The sequence below is a fragment of the Mycolicibacterium sp. XJ662 genome (genome assembly GCF_053484035.1).
On the sequence record NZ_JBEFTL010000001.1, the window covers coordinates 1,139,196 to 1,155,412 of the forward strand.

Annotated in this window: 16 protein-coding genes; 8 read left to right on the forward strand and 8 right to left on the reverse strand. The window is 68.8% G+C overall.

What is annotated here, in order from left to right; translation table 11 throughout:
• Positions 1–41 precede the first annotated feature (41 nt).
• From ABQE93_RS05325 to ABQE93_RS05335, 3 genes are read left to right on the forward strand one after another with little or no spacing between them, the layout of a single operon-like run.
• Positions 42–1,604: a S53 family peptidase gene (locus ABQE93_RS05325; RefSeq protein ID WP_448406534.1), complete on the forward strand. Its 1,563-nt coding sequence runs from the start codon at positions 42–44 to the stop codon at positions 1,602–1,604.
• Entirely contained in the window at positions 1,601–2,782 is a 1,182-nt protein-coding gene (locus tag ABQE93_RS05330; protein ID WP_448406225.1) for a zinc ribbon domain-containing protein, read from the forward strand. The genes ABQE93_RS05325 and ABQE93_RS05330 overlap by 4 nt, the downstream gene beginning before the upstream one ends.
• Positions 2,779–3,507, forward strand: coding sequence for a hypothetical protein (locus tag ABQE93_RS05335; protein ID WP_448406226.1), 729 nt, complete (start codon positions 2,779–2,781; stop codon positions 3,505–3,507). The genes ABQE93_RS05330 and ABQE93_RS05335 overlap by 4 nt, the downstream gene beginning before the upstream one ends.
• Before the next feature lie 242 nt (positions 3,508–3,749).
• Here the strand turns inward: ABQE93_RS05335 and ABQE93_RS05340 are convergent, their stop codons facing one another.
• The 3 genes from ABQE93_RS05340 to ABQE93_RS05350 form a co-directional block, all read right to left on the reverse strand.
• Positions 3,750–5,912, reverse strand: coding sequence for an elongation factor G-like protein EF-G2 (locus ABQE93_RS05340; RefSeq protein WP_448406227.1), 2,163 nt, complete (start codon positions 5,910–5,912; stop codon positions 3,750–3,752).
• Positions 5,913–5,994: 82 nt separating this feature from the next.
• The gene (locus ABQE93_RS05345; RefSeq protein WP_448406228.1) at positions 5,995–6,402 is read right to left on the reverse strand and encodes a TIGR03668 family PPOX class F420-dependent oxidoreductase; all 408 of its coding nucleotides are present in this window, start codon (positions 6,400–6,402) and stop codon (positions 5,995–5,997) included.
• Between the two features lie 14 nt (positions 6,403–6,416).
• Positions 6,417–6,887, reverse strand: a complete 471-nt coding sequence (locus tag ABQE93_RS05350; RefSeq protein ID WP_448406229.1) for a hypothetical protein — start codon at positions 6,885–6,887, stop codon at positions 6,417–6,419.
• A gap of 88 nt (positions 6,888–6,975) precedes the next feature.
• Between ABQE93_RS05350 and ABQE93_RS05355 the strand changes: the two genes are divergently transcribed.
• Positions 6,976–8,100 (forward strand): ABC transporter substrate-binding protein, encoded by a 1,125-nt coding sequence (locus ABQE93_RS05355; RefSeq protein ID WP_448406230.1) that lies wholly within the window; start codon positions 6,976–6,978, stop codon positions 8,098–8,100.
• A 135-nt stretch (positions 8,101–8,235) separates the two neighbouring features.
• Here ABQE93_RS05355 and ABQE93_RS05360 read toward each other — a convergent pair whose 3' ends face one another.
• Positions 8,236–8,733, reverse strand: coding sequence for a MarR family winged helix-turn-helix transcriptional regulator (locus ABQE93_RS05360; RefSeq protein ID WP_448406231.1), 498 nt, complete (start codon positions 8,731–8,733; stop codon positions 8,236–8,238).
• Positions 8,734–8,813: 80 nt separating this feature from the next.
• On the opposite strand from ABQE93_RS05360, the gene ABQE93_RS05365 reads away from it, so the two are divergent.
• Both ABQE93_RS05365 and ABQE93_RS05370 read left to right on the forward strand, forming a co-directional pair.
• The gene (locus tag ABQE93_RS05365) at positions 8,814–9,332 is read left to right on the forward strand and encodes a copper chaperone PCu(A)C domain-containing protein (RefSeq protein ID WP_448406232.1); all 519 of its coding nucleotides are present in this window, start codon (positions 8,814–8,816) and stop codon (positions 9,330–9,332) included.
• Positions 9,329–9,778 (forward strand): hypothetical protein, encoded by a 450-nt coding sequence (locus ABQE93_RS05370; protein ID WP_448406233.1) that lies wholly within the window; start codon positions 9,329–9,331, stop codon positions 9,776–9,778. Before ABQE93_RS05365 ends, ABQE93_RS05370 begins: the two co-directional genes overlap by 4 nt.
• Position 9,779: 1 nt before the next feature.
• Here ABQE93_RS05370 and pyrE read toward each other — a convergent pair whose 3' ends face one another.
• Together pyrE and ABQE93_RS05380 are read right to left on the reverse strand one after the other, a co-directional pair.
• Positions 9,780–10,349, reverse strand: coding sequence for an orotate phosphoribosyltransferase (pyrE, locus tag ABQE93_RS05375; RefSeq protein ID WP_448406234.1), 570 nt, complete (start codon positions 10,347–10,349; stop codon positions 9,780–9,782).
• 15 nt (positions 10,350–10,364) lie between these two features.
• Positions 10,365–11,165 carry a HugZ family pyridoxamine 5'-phosphate oxidase gene (locus ABQE93_RS05380; RefSeq protein WP_448406235.1) on the reverse strand — a complete coding sequence of 267 codons (801 nt, stop codon included), beginning with the start codon at positions 11,163–11,165 and terminating at the stop codon, positions 10,365–10,367.
• Between the two features lie 80 nt (positions 11,166–11,245).
• Between ABQE93_RS05380 and treS the strand changes: the two genes are divergently transcribed.
• Together treS and ABQE93_RS05390 are read left to right on the forward strand one after the other, a co-directional pair.
• Positions 11,246–13,048, forward strand: a complete 1,803-nt coding sequence (treS, locus tag ABQE93_RS05385; RefSeq protein WP_448406236.1) for a maltose alpha-D-glucosyltransferase — start codon at positions 11,246–11,248, stop codon at positions 13,046–13,048.
• Positions 13,045–14,415, forward strand: a complete 1,371-nt coding sequence (locus ABQE93_RS05390) for a maltokinase N-terminal cap-like domain-containing protein (protein WP_448406237.1) — start codon at positions 13,045–13,047, stop codon at positions 14,413–14,415. The genes treS and ABQE93_RS05390 overlap by 4 nt, the downstream gene beginning before the upstream one ends.
• Here ABQE93_RS05390 and ABQE93_RS05395 read toward each other — a convergent pair.
• Together ABQE93_RS05395 and ABQE93_RS05400 are read right to left on the reverse strand one after the other, a co-directional pair.
• The gene (locus tag ABQE93_RS05395; protein ID WP_448406238.1) at positions 14,412–15,485 is read right to left on the reverse strand and encodes a cellulase family glycosylhydrolase; all 1,074 of its coding nucleotides are present in this window, start codon (positions 15,483–15,485) and stop codon (positions 14,412–14,414) included. The genes ABQE93_RS05390 and ABQE93_RS05395 overlap by 4 nt on opposite strands.
• Before the next feature lie 163 nt (positions 15,486–15,648).
• The gene (locus ABQE93_RS05400) at positions 15,649–16,209 is read right to left on the reverse strand and encodes a TetR/AcrR family transcriptional regulator (protein WP_448406239.1); all 561 of its coding nucleotides are present in this window, start codon (positions 16,207–16,209) and stop codon (positions 15,649–15,651) included.
• Positions 16,210–16,217 lie beyond the last annotated feature (8 nt).

Consider the following 16,217-nt stretch of genomic DNA (forward strand, 5'->3'; position numbering starts at 1 on the left):
CTCGACGGACGCTGACGTCCGTGGGTGCGGGGCGACTCGGCATGCTCGCGCTTCTGGCGGCGGGCACGCTGGTGTTCGCCGCCGACCTGCGCCCGTCGGCCCAGCACGACGGCACCATCACCGGGCCCTACGCCCACCTGCTGGCCAGCTCGACCGACCTTGGGCCGTCGCAGGACGGCGACGCCCAGCTGACCCTGGCCCTGCACCGCCGTGACCGCCCGGCCGCGGTGTTCGCCTGGGCCGGCCACGCGGGACTGGCCGTCCGATGGCAGCAGGGCGAGCACTGGGCCGTCGTCGAGGGCACCGCGCAGGACCTGGCGCGCGCCTTCGACGTCGAGGTGCACGACTACCGCGGCCGGCGCGGGCAGGTGTTCTACGCATCCCCGCAACAGCCGCAGATCCCCGAGGCACTGCGCGGCGATGTCGCCGAGGTCGGCCGGATCCTCGGTTACATACCGCACCACACCTCGCAGCTGCCGATGGTGCCGCTGGACGTGCCGGACAAGGGGCTGTCGCCGGCCGCGCTGCGCCACACCTATAACGTCGACCCGCTGACCGCCGACGGCTACACCGGCGAGGGCGTCACGATCGTCTTCTTCGCGTTCGACGGTTTCGAGCAGTCCGACCTGGACCTCTTCGCCGACACGTTCGGGTTGCCGCGGTTCACCCCGGAAGTGATCGGCGGCGAACTCGACGCGCCGCGCGGCGAAACCACCATGGACCTTCAGGTGGCACACGCCGTGGCGCCCGATGCGCGCAAGGTCGTCGTCAGCGCCCGGCCGACCGTCGCGGGCGACGGCACCTTCGAGAAGGTCGGCCAGATGTTCGCCGAAACCGACCGCCGGTTCCCCGGCGCGGTGTGGAGCCTGTCGATCGGCTGGGGGTGCGACAAACTGGTCACCGCCGCGGACCTCGCGCCGGTGCGCTCGGCGTTGGCGGCCGCGCAGGCCAACGGCACCACGGCGTTCAACGCCAGCGGCGACCTCGCCGGGCTGGAATGCAAGGGCGGCGACGAATGGTCCGCGCCGCCCGGGCAGGCCGATATCGGGCTGGACACCGTGGCGTCGCTGCCCGAGGTCACCGACGTCGGCGGCACCACGTTGTCCACCGACGCCGACGGCCGCTGGCTGGCCGAACAGGCCTGGTTCGACGTGCCGCTGTCGGTGGGCACCGGCGGCGGGGTCTCGTCGTTGTTCGAGCGGCCCGAATGGCAGCGCGACGTGCTGCCCGACCAGAACCCCGGTCGCAGGCTCACCCCGGACGTCGCGGCGGTGGCCGACCCGTTCACCGGGGTGCGGATCGTGTACCAGCAGACCCAACTCGTCGGTGGGGGCACGTCGCAGTCGGCGCCCATCTGGGCGGGGTTGGCCGCGGTGATGAACCAATACCTGCTCGCCAACGGGGGACAGGCGCTCGGTGAGCTCAACCCCAAGCTGTATCGCATCGCCGCGGGGGCGGCACTGCCGGCGTTTCGCGATGTGACCCTCGGTGGCAACGCGGTGGCCGACGCCGCGGCGGGCTACGACCTGGTGACCGGTCTCGGCACCCCAGACGTCGGCAACCTGGTGCGAAACCTATTGGCGCTCGAGGAGTCCGGCCAATGAGCGACGACGATCAGGTGCCCACCGCCGAGTGCCGGGTGTGTCAGACCGACGTGCCCGCCGGTCACTACTGCGGGTTGTGCGGATGTCATCTGACCCCGCGCCGTGGTGAGGGACCCGACTGGCTGCGGCTGCGCGATTTCGGCGCCGCGCCCGACGAACACCTGCTGGCGCCGTCCCCGGCCAGTTCGCTGTTTCCGCATCTGCCGCAGCGCTCCCGCACCGCGTTTCGGTGGGGCCTGGCGGTCCTGCTGGTGACGCTGGCCGCGTTCACGCTGCTGCGCCTGCCCGCCGCGCTGGTCACCGTGGCCGCGCTGGGCCTTCCGATGCTGTTCGTCATCTATTTGTGGGAGTCAGATGCGTTCCGCGACTTCGGTGTTCGCACGTTGGCGCTGACGGCGGCGCTGGGCGCGGGACTGGGCTTGGGTTGGGTGCTACTGACCGAGGCGACGATCACCCGCTCGTATGAGTCGGGGCTCGCCGACGGTGTCGACTGGGACCGGATGCTGCGCGACGGGATCGCGATACCGCTCGGCGGTGTGCTGCTCATGCTGGCGCCCGCGGTGATCGTGCGGATCTTGCGGCCGCCGACCCGAGAGGCGTTGGACGGCTTCGTCGTTGGTGCGCTCGGCGCGCTGGCGTTCACTGCCGCGTCCACGTTGGCGCACCTGGCGCCGCAGTTCGGGACGGGCGTGGTGAGCAGGCAGCCGATGCAGAGCCTGCTGGTGGAAGCCGGCATCAGGGGGGTGGCCGAACCCGTGACGGCGGCGGCCGCGGGCGGTTTGATCGGTGCGGCGCTGTGGTTTCGGCGACCGCCGAGCAAACAGCAGCAGCGACCGATGCTGGTGCGTGGTGTGCTCGTCGGGTTCGCAGTCGCGGTGCTGACGGTGTGTCTGGCGCTCGGGGTCGTCGACGCGGCCGCGCCTGCCCAGTTGCTCATGTTGACGATGCATCTGCTGTTGGCGGGTGTCGCGTTGTACCTGTTGCGCGTCGGTCTGCATCTGGCGTTGCTGCACGAAGCGCACGACGAAATCCAGGCCGACGAACCGCTCCTGTGCCCGCACTGCGGCCATGTGGTGCCCGATATGGCGTTCTGTCCGGCGTGCGGGGTGGCGACCAGGGCGTCGTCGCGCTCGTCGCGCAGATCCCGACGCACGATGCGGCCGGTGCGTGAGCCATGAGCGCGCCGACGGATTTCTTTCCGGGGTACGCGGTTCCGGCCGGCACCTACGCGGCCCCCGCGCCGCGGCGGACGTCGCGGCGACGGCTGGTGGTGACGTGGCTGCTGGCGATCGTCGTCGTGGCCGCCGGCCTGGTGGCGTGGTCCGCGGCGATCAGCAAGTCCCCGGCGCGCTACGCCTGCCCACCCGACTGCGGACGCCCGCCCACCGGTACGCCCGTGGAAATCAACCCTCGTTTCACCGCGGCCGACGGGGCGTTCTCGGTGAGCCACCCGACGCCGAGTTCGGCGTATCGCATCACCACCCAACCCAACGGGGTGACCGCGCAGTTTCTGGCCGGCGACGGCGGCACCCTGCGGTTGTTCGGTCAGCCTGCCGGCGACCGGTCGGCCGAAGACATCGCCAAGGCGGTGGTGAAGAAGGCCTTCCCCGATACCCGTACCGCATATGAGATCCCCAACGCGATGGTCGGTTACCAATCGGGCTACGGCGAGGTGGCCGACTGCTGGCCGCAGGGCGCCAACACCAGCTACTCGAGGATGCGGGTGATGGTGATGGTCGCGGTGAAGAACGATCTCGCGCTGGTGGCCGCCGCGGTGGGTCCCTATCACGAGTTCGGCCCCGACTTCGGGTTCGGTAAACCGTCGGGCGCCAACCTTCAAATCGCGTTGGATATGGGCAAATACGTCAACAGCTTCAGTTGGCGAGGCGACCCCCCGCGGTAGCTGTCGCCGAAGCCGACGTAATGGTCGAATCACCCGAGCGAAATCGACCAAAACGTCGGTCTCGGCGGGGCGGCGTTAACGCACGCCGTTGAACAAACACAGCCAGGCGAAGACCAACGCGGCGATACCCATAACGGCGGTCACGACGACATGGCGAAGCAAATGAGTCCGGTCCTGCACGAGCCTCGACGGTAGGAACTCAGCCTGAGAACGACCTAACAGCCTCCGCAGAATCCGCTGTCTCAGGCCGGGGCCATCACCTTGGCGGCGGCGTGTTCGGGCATCGGCTCGTAGCGGGCGAAGGCCCGGGTGAACGACCCGGCGCCGTGGGCCATCGAGCGCAGGTCAATTGCGTACCGGGTGAGCTCCACCTCGGGGATCTCCGCCTTGACCAGCGTGCGGTCCTCACCGACCTTCTCCGTGCCCAGCACCCGCCCACGCCGACCCGCCAGATCGCCCATCACCGTGCCCACCAGATCGTCGGGAACCAACACCGACACCTCGTCGACCGGTTCCAGCAGGTTCACCTTGGTGGCCGCGGCGGCTTCCCGCAACGCCAGCGCACCGGCCATCTGGAACGCGAAGTCCGAAGAGTCCACGCTGTGCGCCTTACCGTCGAACAGCGTGACCCGGATATCGACGACGGGATAACCGGCGCCCACCCCCTTTTCCATCTGCGCCCGAACCCCCTTCTCGACGCTGGGGATGAACTGGCGCGGCACGGCGCCGCCGACCACCTTGTCGACAAACTCGAAGCCCGACCCTTCCGGCAGCGGTTGCACCTCGATATCGCACACCGCGTACTGCCCGTGCCCGCCGGACTGCTTGACGTGTCGGCCATGGCCTTTGGCCTTGCCGCCGAACGTTTCCCGCAACGGCACCCGCAACTCGACCGTATCGACCGCCACCCCGTAGCGACGGTGCAACCCGTCGAGCACCACCCCGGAATGGGCTTCGCCCATGGTCCACAACACGATCTGATGGGTTTCGCGGTTCTGCTCGATGCGCAGCGTCGGATCCTCTGCCGCCAACCGCTGCAATCCGACCGACAGCTTGTCCTCGTCGGTCTTGGCGCGCGGCTCCACCGCGACCGGCAACAGCGGTTCGGGCATGGTCCACGGCTTGAGCACCAGCGGATCGGCTTTATCCGACAACGTGTCTCCGGTCTCGGCGCGGCTCAACCGGCCGATCGCGCAGATGTCGCCCGCCACCACCGACGGCGCCGGGCGCTGTTGCTTGCCCAGCGGAAACGACAGCGTGCCGATGCGCTCGTCTTCGTCGTGATCCTCGTGCACGTTGGATCCGTTGTGGGCCGGCTCGCCGAAGAACGACGTGAAGTGGCCCGAAACATGTACTGTCGCATCCGGATTGATGGTGCCCGAGAACACCCGCACCAGGCTCACCCGGCCGACGTACGGGTCCGAGGTGGTCTTGACGACCTCGGCCAGCAAGGGGCCCTGAGGGTCACACGCCAGACCGTCCCGCGCCTTGCCTTGCGCCGTGAACACTTCGGGCAGCCGGTGTTCGGGTGGTGACGGGAAGGCGCTGGTGATGATCTCCAGCAGTTCCAGGGTGCCGACGCCGGTGCCGCTGCACGCCGGAATCACCGGAAAGAACGACCCGCGCGCGACGGCCTTTTCGAGATCGTCGATCAACACCGACTGGTCGATCTGTTCGCCGCCGAGGTAGCGCTCCATCAGCGTCTCGTCCTCGGACTCCTCGATAATCCCCTCGATCAGCGTGCCGCGCATCTCCTCGATCGCTTCGGCGTAGGAGGCGTCGGGAGCATGGGTGGCGGTGCGCTTGCCGTCGCCGTACTCGTAGTGCGTCTGCGACAGCAACCCGATCAACCCGGTGCACGGCGAATTGGCGGGCAGGTACAGCGGCAGCACCTTGTCCCCGAACGCCTGCTGGGTGGCGTCCAGCGCGGCGTCGTAGTCGGCGCGGGCATGGTCGAGTTTGGTGATCACCACCGCGCGGGGCATGCCGACCTGGCTGCACTCCTGCCACAGCGATTTGGTCGGCTCGTCGACCTGCTCGTTGGCCGCGATCACGAACAGCGCGCAGTCGGCGGCGCGCAGTCCCGCCCGCAGTTCCCCGACGAAGTCGGCGTAGCCGGGAGTGTCGATGAGGTTGACCTTGACCCCGTCGTGTTGCAGTGACGCCAGCGCGAGCCCGACCGAGCGCTGCTGCGAGATCTCGGCCTCGTCGAAGTCGCACACCGTGGTGCCGTCGACCACCGAACCGGGTCGGTTGATCACCCCGGAGGCGACCAGAAGAGATTCGACGAGTGTGGTCTTGCCGCCACCCGATGGTCCCACCAGCACCACGTTTCGGATGGCGGCCGGACTGTCCGCGGTGGGGGCGGCTCCGGCACCACCAGAAGTTGTCGTTTTGTCAGCCATGGCGTCGCCTCCTGACGGTGGTGCCTCCCACCATTCCCCGAACCGACACCGAGCACAAGGGATTCGGCGAGGTTGGACCAAGTCACGCGTGCCAGGACACCCATCGGTCGACGGCGACGGTCACCACCGGCCCGTCCAACGCAATCCGCTCGTACTGAACGTATTTGCTGCGCAGCAAGGCATAGCCGACGGCGCGCGCCTCACCGCTGTGGTGCACCTCGGCCAGCCCATCGGCGCGCACCCACCACAGCTGCGTCCAGTCGTCGTCGTAGTGATCGACGATCAGGCTCACCCGCGGGTTGGCCTCGATGTTGGCCAGCCGCCGCAGCCGCTGGGTGGATTTTCGTTTGGCGTCGACGGCGGTGTAGACGACGCCGTCGTGCACACCGAACACCACCGGCACCAGGTGCGGGGCGCCGTCCGCTCCGACGGTGCCCAGGATCGCCACTGGCGCTTGAGCGAACATGGCCACGGCCTCCGAGTCGGCCATGGGGTCCAGCTTATTCACGGACGATTCGGCGCGACGCTGATTGGCCGACGGGTCTCCTTGGTACGTGTCACCCCGAACTCGGGTTCCTTGGTGGCCCGCGTCGACGGTGGCTCCTCGGCCGTCTGCGCGGGCGCGGTCACGATGGGTTCCGCGGTGATCTCGGCGGGCGGTTCGGCCGGCGGCGGTTCGGCCGGCGGCGGTGGCGGCGCGGGCGCCGACGTTTCGACGCTGCTCGCCGCGGGCGTGGATGCGGCGGTGCGCGGTGCGCTGGGAGCGGGAGTCGTGGTGGGTTCTTCGGTGGCGGCGCCGGACCCGTCGAACACCAGCAGCACCCCCGAGACGACGATGGCCGCCGACGCCGCGGCGACGGCGATCCCCGCCGTCAGCGTCTGCCTGCGCCGATACCACGGCGCGGGTGCGGGTTCGAAGCGCCAGGTGTCCGGATCGAACGCGTCGAACGTCCCGGCTCCTTCGCGCTCAGCCATCCCCCGATGCTAACGCCGGTACCAGCGCCGACGGTGGCCGCGATAGGGTGCCATCGCGCTTCCCGACCACCGGAAGGTTGGCCACGATATGAAGTTCCGCCTGGCGGCGCTGGCCGCCTCCGCGCTCCTGCTCGTAGGCGCGACCGCCTGCGCCGCGCCGGAGCAAGAGAGCGCAGGAGAGGAGACCAAGCCCGGCGCCAAGGCCAGCGAGGCCACCTCGGCGGCGGACTTCGGCGGTATGGACGGGCTCATCGCAGCCGCCAAAGCCGAAGGCGAGCTGAATGTCATTGCGCTGCCGCCGGATTGGGCCAACTACGGCACCATCATCGAGACGTTCTCCGACAAGTACGGCATCAAGGTGAACTCGGCGCAGCCCCACGCCTCCAGCCAAGAAGAGATAGACGCCGCCGCCCAGCAGAAGGGCACAAACACCGCGCCCGACGTCTTCGACCTCGGCCAGGCGGTCGCGCTGGCCAACACCGACATGTTCGCGCCGTACCGTGTCGCCACGTTCGACGACATCCCGGCGGCCTTCAAGGACCGCGAGGGCAGGTGGGTCAACGACTACGGCGGCTACATGTCGATCGGCTACGACTCGGCCAAGGTGCCCGAGGTCACCAGCGTCGACGACCTGCTCAAACCGGAGTTCCGCGGCACGGTCGCGCTCAACGGGGACCCCACCCAGGCCGGCGCGGCCTACTCCGGGGTGCTGATGGTCGCGCTGTCGCAGGGCGGTTCGGTCGACGACATCGCGCCGGGCGTCGAGTTCTTCCGCAAGCTCAGCGAGGCGGGCAACTTCCTGCCGGTCTACCCGACGCCGGCGACCATCGAATCCGGTCAGACGCCGGTGGCGATCGACTGGAACTATCTGAACGCCACGCAGACCCAGAAGCTGCCGTCGTGGCGGGTGTTCGTGCCGCCCGAGTACGCCGTGGCGGGCTTCTACTACCAGGCCATCAACTCCGACGCCCCGCATCCGGCCGCGGCCCGGCTCTGGCAGGAGTTCCTCTACAGCGACGAGGGCCAGAACCTGTTCGCCGCAGGCGGTGTCCGGCCGGTGCGCGCCGACAACATGATGATCGACGGCACCCTCGACGAGGCCGCGGCCGCAAGCCTGCCGGTCATCGACGGCCCGGTCACGGTGCCGAGCCCGGACCAGACCGAGCAGGCCACTGCGTACCTGTCCGAGCATTGGACCGCCGCGATCGGCTGACGTGCTCGCACCAGGTGACCGGCGGCGGCGAGAATCCCCGGTGTACTTGCGGTGGCCGCCTGATCACAATTAGCGCGTGATCAGCGGCGAATGCTTGCGCGCGCGCAACCGCTGTGGGTATCACAGAGGTATGACTCAGGGCGTCGGGGGCCACATCAGGGCCAGGATCCGGGCATCGTCCTCGGGTTCGCCTGCCGCCGTGGCGAACGCGGCCATCGCCGCGCCGACCGCGCTGCGCTCACCGGGCGTCATCGTCGACAGCACCCGCTCGATCTCTTTGCGCCGCCGTCTGGTCACCTTGTCGACCAGGCGACGCCCGGCCGGGGTCAGGGTCAGCGTGATGTTGCGCCGGTCGACGGTGGATTCGCGCCGGTCGAGCAGGCCGGCGTGGATGAGCCGATCACAGGTGCGGCTGGCGTTCGACGGGTTGACCCCGAGCCCGGCCGCGACCGCCCCGAGGTTCAGCGGCCCGCGCGTGTGCACCATCACCAGCACGCGCAGTTGCGGCACGGTGACGACTTCCTCGATTCCGGCCAGGGACGTCGCGACGATGCCGACGATCGCGCGTGAGGCCCGCAACACCTCGTCGACCTCGCCGGTCGAGGCGTCCTCGCCGCCGTGCACTGAAGTCATACCGAGAATCCTGCCGACAAGGGTTGCGTGGCCGCAACCGGGAACGGCAGCCACGACTTCCAGGTCATGGTAGGACCGACGTGCGCAGGCAGGGGACGTCACGCGCGCTGTGCGCGGTGGGTGCGACGGTGCTGATCACGCTCACCGGCTGCACGCATGACCCCTCGGGTTCAGGGTCGGGCTCACCCGAGGGGTCACCCGCCGCGGCCACCGCCGTGGAGCACGCCTACATCGTCCCGCAGTTCATCCCCGGCAGGTGTTCGATATCGGTGGGCGGTCCGGCCGACCTGCGGTTCACCGTCACCAACAATCGGCCGAGCGGAATCGAGCGGCTGCTCGACATCTCCACCGGCGCCGCCGACACCGTGCAGTACTCCTCGGAGGAGCCCGTCGAGATCGGGCCCGGCGCCTCGGTTTCGTTCGGGCAGCGTCGAGTGCAACCCGTGGGCGCCAATCGGTTCGCGATCCCCGCGATCGAACTGAAGGGGTTGAACGCCGACGCGCGGCCCGGCACGTCGGTCGACGTGACGTTCGGGTTCGAGCGGCTCGGTGACGTCGACGTCCGGGTGCCGATTCAGCCGTGCCGGTCGGAAACATGACCCGGTCAACAACCACGACGATCACGTTGGCCGCAGCCGTCCTGATGCTGGCGCTCGCTGGATGCGCCGAACCGGCGCCGCCCACCGACGCGGCGCCGGTGACCAGTTCGGCGGACAGTCAACCGTTGGGCGCCGAGACCGAACGCAGCGTCGCGGCACCGTCACTGACCGCCGACGACGTGATCCGCGCCCTGACCCGAGCGGGGCTGACCGCACCGCACCCGTTGGACACCACCGCGCAGGAGTGCGGCGTCGCGCAGTGCGAACAGTCCGTCGTCACCGACACGGTGCGGGTCAAATCGTTCGCGACCGCGGGGCAGGCGATGCGTCACGCGGTGCCGCGTGGCCTCAAACATGTTGGGCCGGTGACAGTTTCGTTTCCGCCGCATATGCCGCAAGCCGAGCGGCAGCGGTACTGGTCGGTGATCACCGCGTTGGTGCGTTGAGCTAGACGTCCTTGACCGGTTCGATGCCCAGATCCCGGTAGGTGACCAGCGCGACGAACGGGACACCGCGCTTGGCGAAGCGGCCAGCCGCGACGTCGCCGCGGTCCACCATCGGGATGACCCCGGCGACGACGGCGCCCGCGGCGGTCACCCGGTCGAACGCGATCTCGGTGGATCCGCCGGTGCTGATCACATCGTCGACGAGCAGCACCCGGGTGCCCGGTTGCAGGCGGGTGCCTTCGATCCACTGCTCGCGGCCCCGCTGCTTCTGCTCCTTGCGCACCGAGAACCACGCCTTGCCGGTCACCATCGCGACCCCGTGCGCCAACGGGTCGGCGCCCATCGTGAGCCCGCCCACCGCGTCGAACTCGATGCCGTGCCCGGCGGCCAGATCGGCGACCGCGCGGCTGACGATCGTCAACCGCTCGCCGGTGTCGATCGCGTACTTACCGTCGATGTAGTCGTGGCTGAGTTGACCGCTGGCCAACCTGAACGGCTCGGCGCGGTGCTCGTAGCCGCGGGTCTTGATCAGGTCAAACGCCGCTTGCCAAGTGTCGGGACGCCAGGACATGGGGCTGATGGTATTTCAGGCCTGCCGGGCCCGACGCGTCAACTCCACGGCGGCCGCACGCAATTCGCCTACCGAATCGATCGGGGCGGCGTAGCCGATGCGGGTGTAAGCCATCCCGCGTTCGGTGGTGATCCGCAGGTCGAGGCCGTAGCGGTCGGCGCCCGTGCAGGTGGCGGCGGTGGTGTCCGGGTAGCCGCCCAGCGCCTTGGCCATCGCGACCAGCGTGTCGGCGTGGTCGGCGTTGAGGTGGGCGACGGCGCCGGCGGCTTGCGGCGCGACGGGGTCAGGTTCGGCCGCGGTGTAGGCCTCACCGGTCGCCGAGTCCATCCGCCCGTAGCCGCCGACCCAGCGGACCCGCTTGACCCGCAGCACCCACAGCGTGAAGTCGCTGTAGTCGATGTAGTACTTCGCCGACGCGACGGCAGACAGGTGCGCTTCGCGGGCCGCGGCCCGCTCCTCGCCGGTCGGCGCCTCGGCGACACCCGCCAGCGTGACGCGACCGCTGGCCAGCGGGTCGGATTCGGCGTCGGGCGCGACGATCGCGATGCTGGCCCTCGGATCGCCGTCGAGGTTGCGCCCGTGCTCGGCGAGGTTGGAGACACACAGCACCGGGGCGCCGTCGAGCAGGCCGTAGGTCACGAACGACGCCCACGGATCGCCGTCGACCGTCAGCGTCGCCAACGTGCCGGCGTTGGTCGATGCGGCGATGGTGCGCGCTTCCTCGGCCGCCGAGGGACGAGCGGAGTTCACGACTTTGGTCAGCGGAGGCGGGACCGAGGGAGCGTCACCCGGATCGCCATGATCACGAAGGGCCACGTCGGTACCCTACCGCCGCCGCCGCAGTCCACCGCCGGCCCGATTCGTTTCGCGCGGACGTGGGTACGTTTGAACTCTGTATGGATCAGCACAGCGGTGGACACGAACACGCCCCGTCCGACGGCAGCCATGTCGAGGAGGGTCCCGACGGCCGGACCGTCGAGCACCCCACCGCCGACGACTTCGGCCACGCCCGGGTGCTGCCCGAGGACCGGACGTGGTTCAAGCGCGCCGTGTTCTACGAAGTGCTGGTGCGGGCCTTCTACGACTCCAACGGCGACGGCTTCGGTGATCTGCGCGGTCTGACCGAACAACTCGACTACATCAAATGGCTTGGCGTCGACTGCCTTTGGCTGCCGCCGTTCTACGACTCCCCGCTGCGCGACGGCGGCTACGACATCCGCGACTTCTACAAGGTGCTTCCCGAGTTCGGCACGGTCGAGGACTTCGTCGACCTGCTCGACGCCGCGCACCGCCGCGGAATCCGCGTCATCACCGATCTCGTGATGAACCACACCTCAGATTCACACGCGTGGTTCCAGGAGTCGCGCCGTGACCCCGACGGTCCGTACGGCGACTTCTACGTGTGGAGCGACACCAGCGACCGCTACCGCGATGCGCGGATCATCTTCGTCGACACCGAGGAGTCCAACTGGACGTTCGACCCGGTGCGCAGGCAGTTCTACTGGCACCGGTTCTTCTCCCATCAACCCGACCTCAACTACGACAACCCCGCCGTGCAGGAGGCGATGATCGACGTCCTGCGGTTCTGGCTCGATCTCGGAATCGACGGCTTTCGGCTGGACGCGGTGCCCTACCTGTTCGAGCGCGAAGGCACCAACTGCGAGAACCTGCCCGAGACGCACGCCTTCCTCAAGCACTGCCGCAAGGTGATCGACGACGAATATCCCGGCCGGGTGCTGCTGGCCGAGGCCAACCAGTGGCCCGCCGACGTGGTGCAGTACTTCGGCGACCCCGACACCGGTGGCGACGAATGCCATATGGCGTTCCACTTTCCGCTGATGCCACGGATTTTCATGGCGGTGCGGCGTGAATCCCGGTTCCCGATCAGCGAGATCCTCGCGCAGACGCCCGACATCCCGGAGATGGCTCAGTGGGCGATCTTCCTGCGCAACCACGACGAGTTGACGCTGGAGATGGTCACCGACGAAGAGCGCGACTACATGTACGCCGAGTACGCCAAGGATCCGCGGATGAAGGCCAACGTCGGCATCCGCCGCCGCCTGGCGCCGCTGCTGGAGAACGACCGCAACCAGATCGAGTTGTTCACCGCGCTGCTGCTGAGCCTGCCGGGTTCACCGATGCTGTACTACGGCGACGAGATCGGCATGGGCGACATCATCTGGCTCGGTGACCGCGATGGCGTGCGCACCCCGATGCAGTGGACGCCGGACCGCAACGCCGGCTTCTCCACCGCCACACCGGGCCGGCTGTATCTGCCGCCCAACCAGGACGCGATCTACGGCTATCAGGCCGTCAACGTCGAAGCTCAGCGCGACATCTCGAACTCGCTGCTGAACTGGACGCGCACCATGCTGGCCGTGCGTCGGCGCCACGAAGCGTTCGCCACCGGCAGCTTCCACGAACTGGGCGGATCGAACCCGTCCGTGCTCACCTACGTCCGCGAGATCAACCGCGACGGCGGAACCGACACAGTGCTCTGCGTGAACAACCTCTCGCGGTTTCCGCAACCCATCGAGCTGAATCTGCAGGCCTACAGCGGGTACACCCCGATCGAGATGACCGGCTACGTCGAGTTTCCGTCCATCGGTCAGCTGCCGTATCTGCTGACCCTGCCCGGCCACGGGTTCTACTGGTTCTCGTTGCGTGCGCCCGAACCCGAACCGAAAGACCAGCCATGACCTTGCCGTTCGACGAATGGTTACCGCAGCAACGGTGGTATGCCGGGCGCAACCGTGAGTTGACGTCCGCCGAACCCGCCGTCGTGGTGGCATTGCCCAACGACGCGGGTCTGGAGCTCGAGCTGATGCTGCTCGACGTGTCCTACGCCGACGGCTCGGGCGAGCGCTATCAGGTGATCGTCTGGTGGGACGGCGCGGGCGCTGCCGGCGGCGGCCCGATCGCGGAGTTCCTCAACGTCGCCACCATCGGCTCCGCCGCCCACGACGGTGACCGCACCGCATACGACGCGCTGTATGACCCCACCGCCGCCAAGGCGCTGCTGGCGCTCATCGACAGCTCGGCCACCGTCGGTGATGTCCGGTTCAGCAAGGAACCCGGCGTCGAGCTGCCGCTGGATTCGGTGGCGCGGCTGTCGAGCGCCGAACAGAGCAACACCAGCGTGGTGTTCGAGGAAGACGCCATCCTCAAGGTGTTTCGTCGCATCAGCCCCGGCATCACCCCCGACATCGAGCTGAACCGGGTGCTGGCCGACGCGGGCAACCCGCACGTGGCCCGGCTGCTCGGCTCATACGAGGCGCGGTGGAACGGGGAACCGTACGCGCTGGGCATGGTCGCCGAGTTCGCCGCCAACTCCGCCGAGGGCTGGAATATGGCCACGACGAGCACCCGCGACCTGTTCGCCGAGGGTGACCTCTACGCCGACGAGGTCGGCGGCGACTTCGCCGGCGAGTCCTACCGGCTCGGTGAGGCGGTTGCGTCGGTGCACGCGACGCTGGCCGACCGGCTGGGCACCGAGACGACCGTGTTCCCGACCGATGCGGTGACTGCCCGGCTGCACGCGTCGGCCGAGGTGGTACCCCAACTGCAGCAGTATGTTTCGTTGATCGAGGAGCGCTACCGCAAGCTCGCCGACGAGCCGATCACCGTGCAGCGGATCCACGGCGACCTGCACCTCGGTCAGGTGCTGCGCACCCCGGACCGCTGGCTGCTGATCGACTTCGAGGGCGAGCCCGGCCAGCCGCTGCAGGAGCGCCGCCGGCCCGACTCCCCGCTGCGTGACGTGGCCGGGATCCTGCGGTCCTTCGAATACGCCGCCTACCAACGCCTGATGGACCAGTCCTCGGAATCCGGCGCCGAGGACCGCGACCGCCAACTGGCCGCCCGCGCCCGCGAATGGGTGGACCGCAACGCCGCGTCGTTCTGCGACGGCTACGCCGAGCACGCCGGCGCCGACCCGCGCGACTCGGCGGCGCTGCTGGCGGCCTACGAGCTGGACAAGGCCGTCTACGAAGCCACCTACGAGGTGCGGCACCGGCCGAGTTGGTTGCCGATCCCGCTCAAGTCAATCGCGCGGATCGTCGGTTAGGCCAGGCTGCGCACGACCTCCGCGGCGGGCTTGGGGGTCCAGTCGGTGCGGTACACGCCGTAGGTGTCCTGCGGGTTGGCGCTTCCGGTGTTGCGGTCGCGGGTGGTGTAGATGAACGCCGGGCCCGCACCCGGCAGCGTGCGCCACGTGACGATGAAGTCGCGGATGCGGTCGGCCTGGGTGGCCTCGCTGACCTTCGACGTCGCCTCGCCGAACTCGGTGGCCCAGATCTGCTTGCCGCCGTCACCGTTGGCGGCCATCACCCCGCGCAGCTGGTCGTAGAGGCCACGCGGCGAGTTGGCCTGCCCCGTGGAGAACCGGGAGGCCTCATTGTTGGTGAACAGGTATGGGTGATAGCCCACGGCGTCGAAGTTTCCACCGCCGCCGGCCGCGTACACGCCGTTGAGGTAGTCCACCGGGTTCTTGGTGATCGAGAAGAAGTTGATGGTCGGCGACAGTCCGCCCAGGACCACCGTGGCGTTGGGGTCGGCGCCCTTGATCGCCGGGTAGGCGGCCTTCAACAGGTCCGCGAACCGGTCGGGCTGCGGACCCTGTGGGCCGGCCCAGAACTGCACGGCGTTGGCTTCGTTCCACAGTTCGTAGGCGGCGATGCGCCCGGCGAAATGCGACGCCATCGTGCCCGCGAACGTGCCGAACGCCTCGGCCGACGCCGGCGGTGCGGCGATCGCCGGTCCACCGCCGGTGGCCCAGCCGGGCGTGGAGTTCAGCAGCGCGACGACGGCGATGCCGCGCGCGTTGGCGGCGTTGACGATGAGGTCGGCCTGTCCCCAGTTCCACTCCTGCGGCGAGGGTTGGATGCCGGCCCACGGCATCATGATCCGCGCGCTGCGCACGCCGGTGTTGACCATGAGGTCCAGTTGGCGGTTCACATCCTCGGGCGATAAAAACCACAGCCAGGAGTCGGCGAACCCGAGCGAGGAGACGGCAGCGGTCTCGGTGACGGCATAGCTGCGGCTGTTGTCCGCGTCGGGACGAAGCATGTGGGTGAGGCCTGCCGATACCACCACCACGGCCGCCAGCGCGATGACCGCCTGAAAGAATTTGCGCACGTTTTTCCTATCTCGGACCTGATCTTGTTAGGTGTATCGGGATTGCCCGTGAGGAAGTTAACCAAAACCCGGGGGCCTGCAAACGGGTGGACGTCGATACCGAGATGATTGACGTTGCCGCTGATTATTGCGTGGTGGACGACCGGTTTGCTGGCGGCCCGCGTTACTGGCGCAGCATCAGGTCGAGGACCCGCTCACTGAGCGACGCCGACAGTTCCTGGCTCGAGGTCGCCTCGTGCAACAGCCCGACACCGGCGGCGAACAACACCGTCGCGCGCAGGTCGGCCTCGTCGCGCTCGAACCCGTAGTCGACGAAGGCCTGCCGGACCGCGCTCAGCACGCGTTCGTCGCTGCGCCGAACGCTGGCCAGCACCGCGCCGTCGGTCAGCGCCCAGACCCGCATCGCGCGTTCCAGCGCCCAGTGGTCGGGACGCGTCAGCGTCTGCAGCATCGCCGACAACCGTTGGCGCGGATCGGCCTCGAAGTTTTCCTCGAACCGGCGTCGTCGTTGGTCGTGAAGGTTGCCCCAGGCGTGCGTCAATGCGGCCCGGTATTCCGGCATATCGGTGAAGTGCCAGTAGAAGCTGCCTTTGGTGACCGACAGCCGGTCGCACAACCTGCTGATCCGCAGCGCGGCCGGACCCCCCTCGGCGAGGACCGCGAAACCGGCCTGGATCCAGTCGTCGGCCGTCACCCGCCGGCCAGCACCGGTCGGCGCCGTCATGGGGCGAG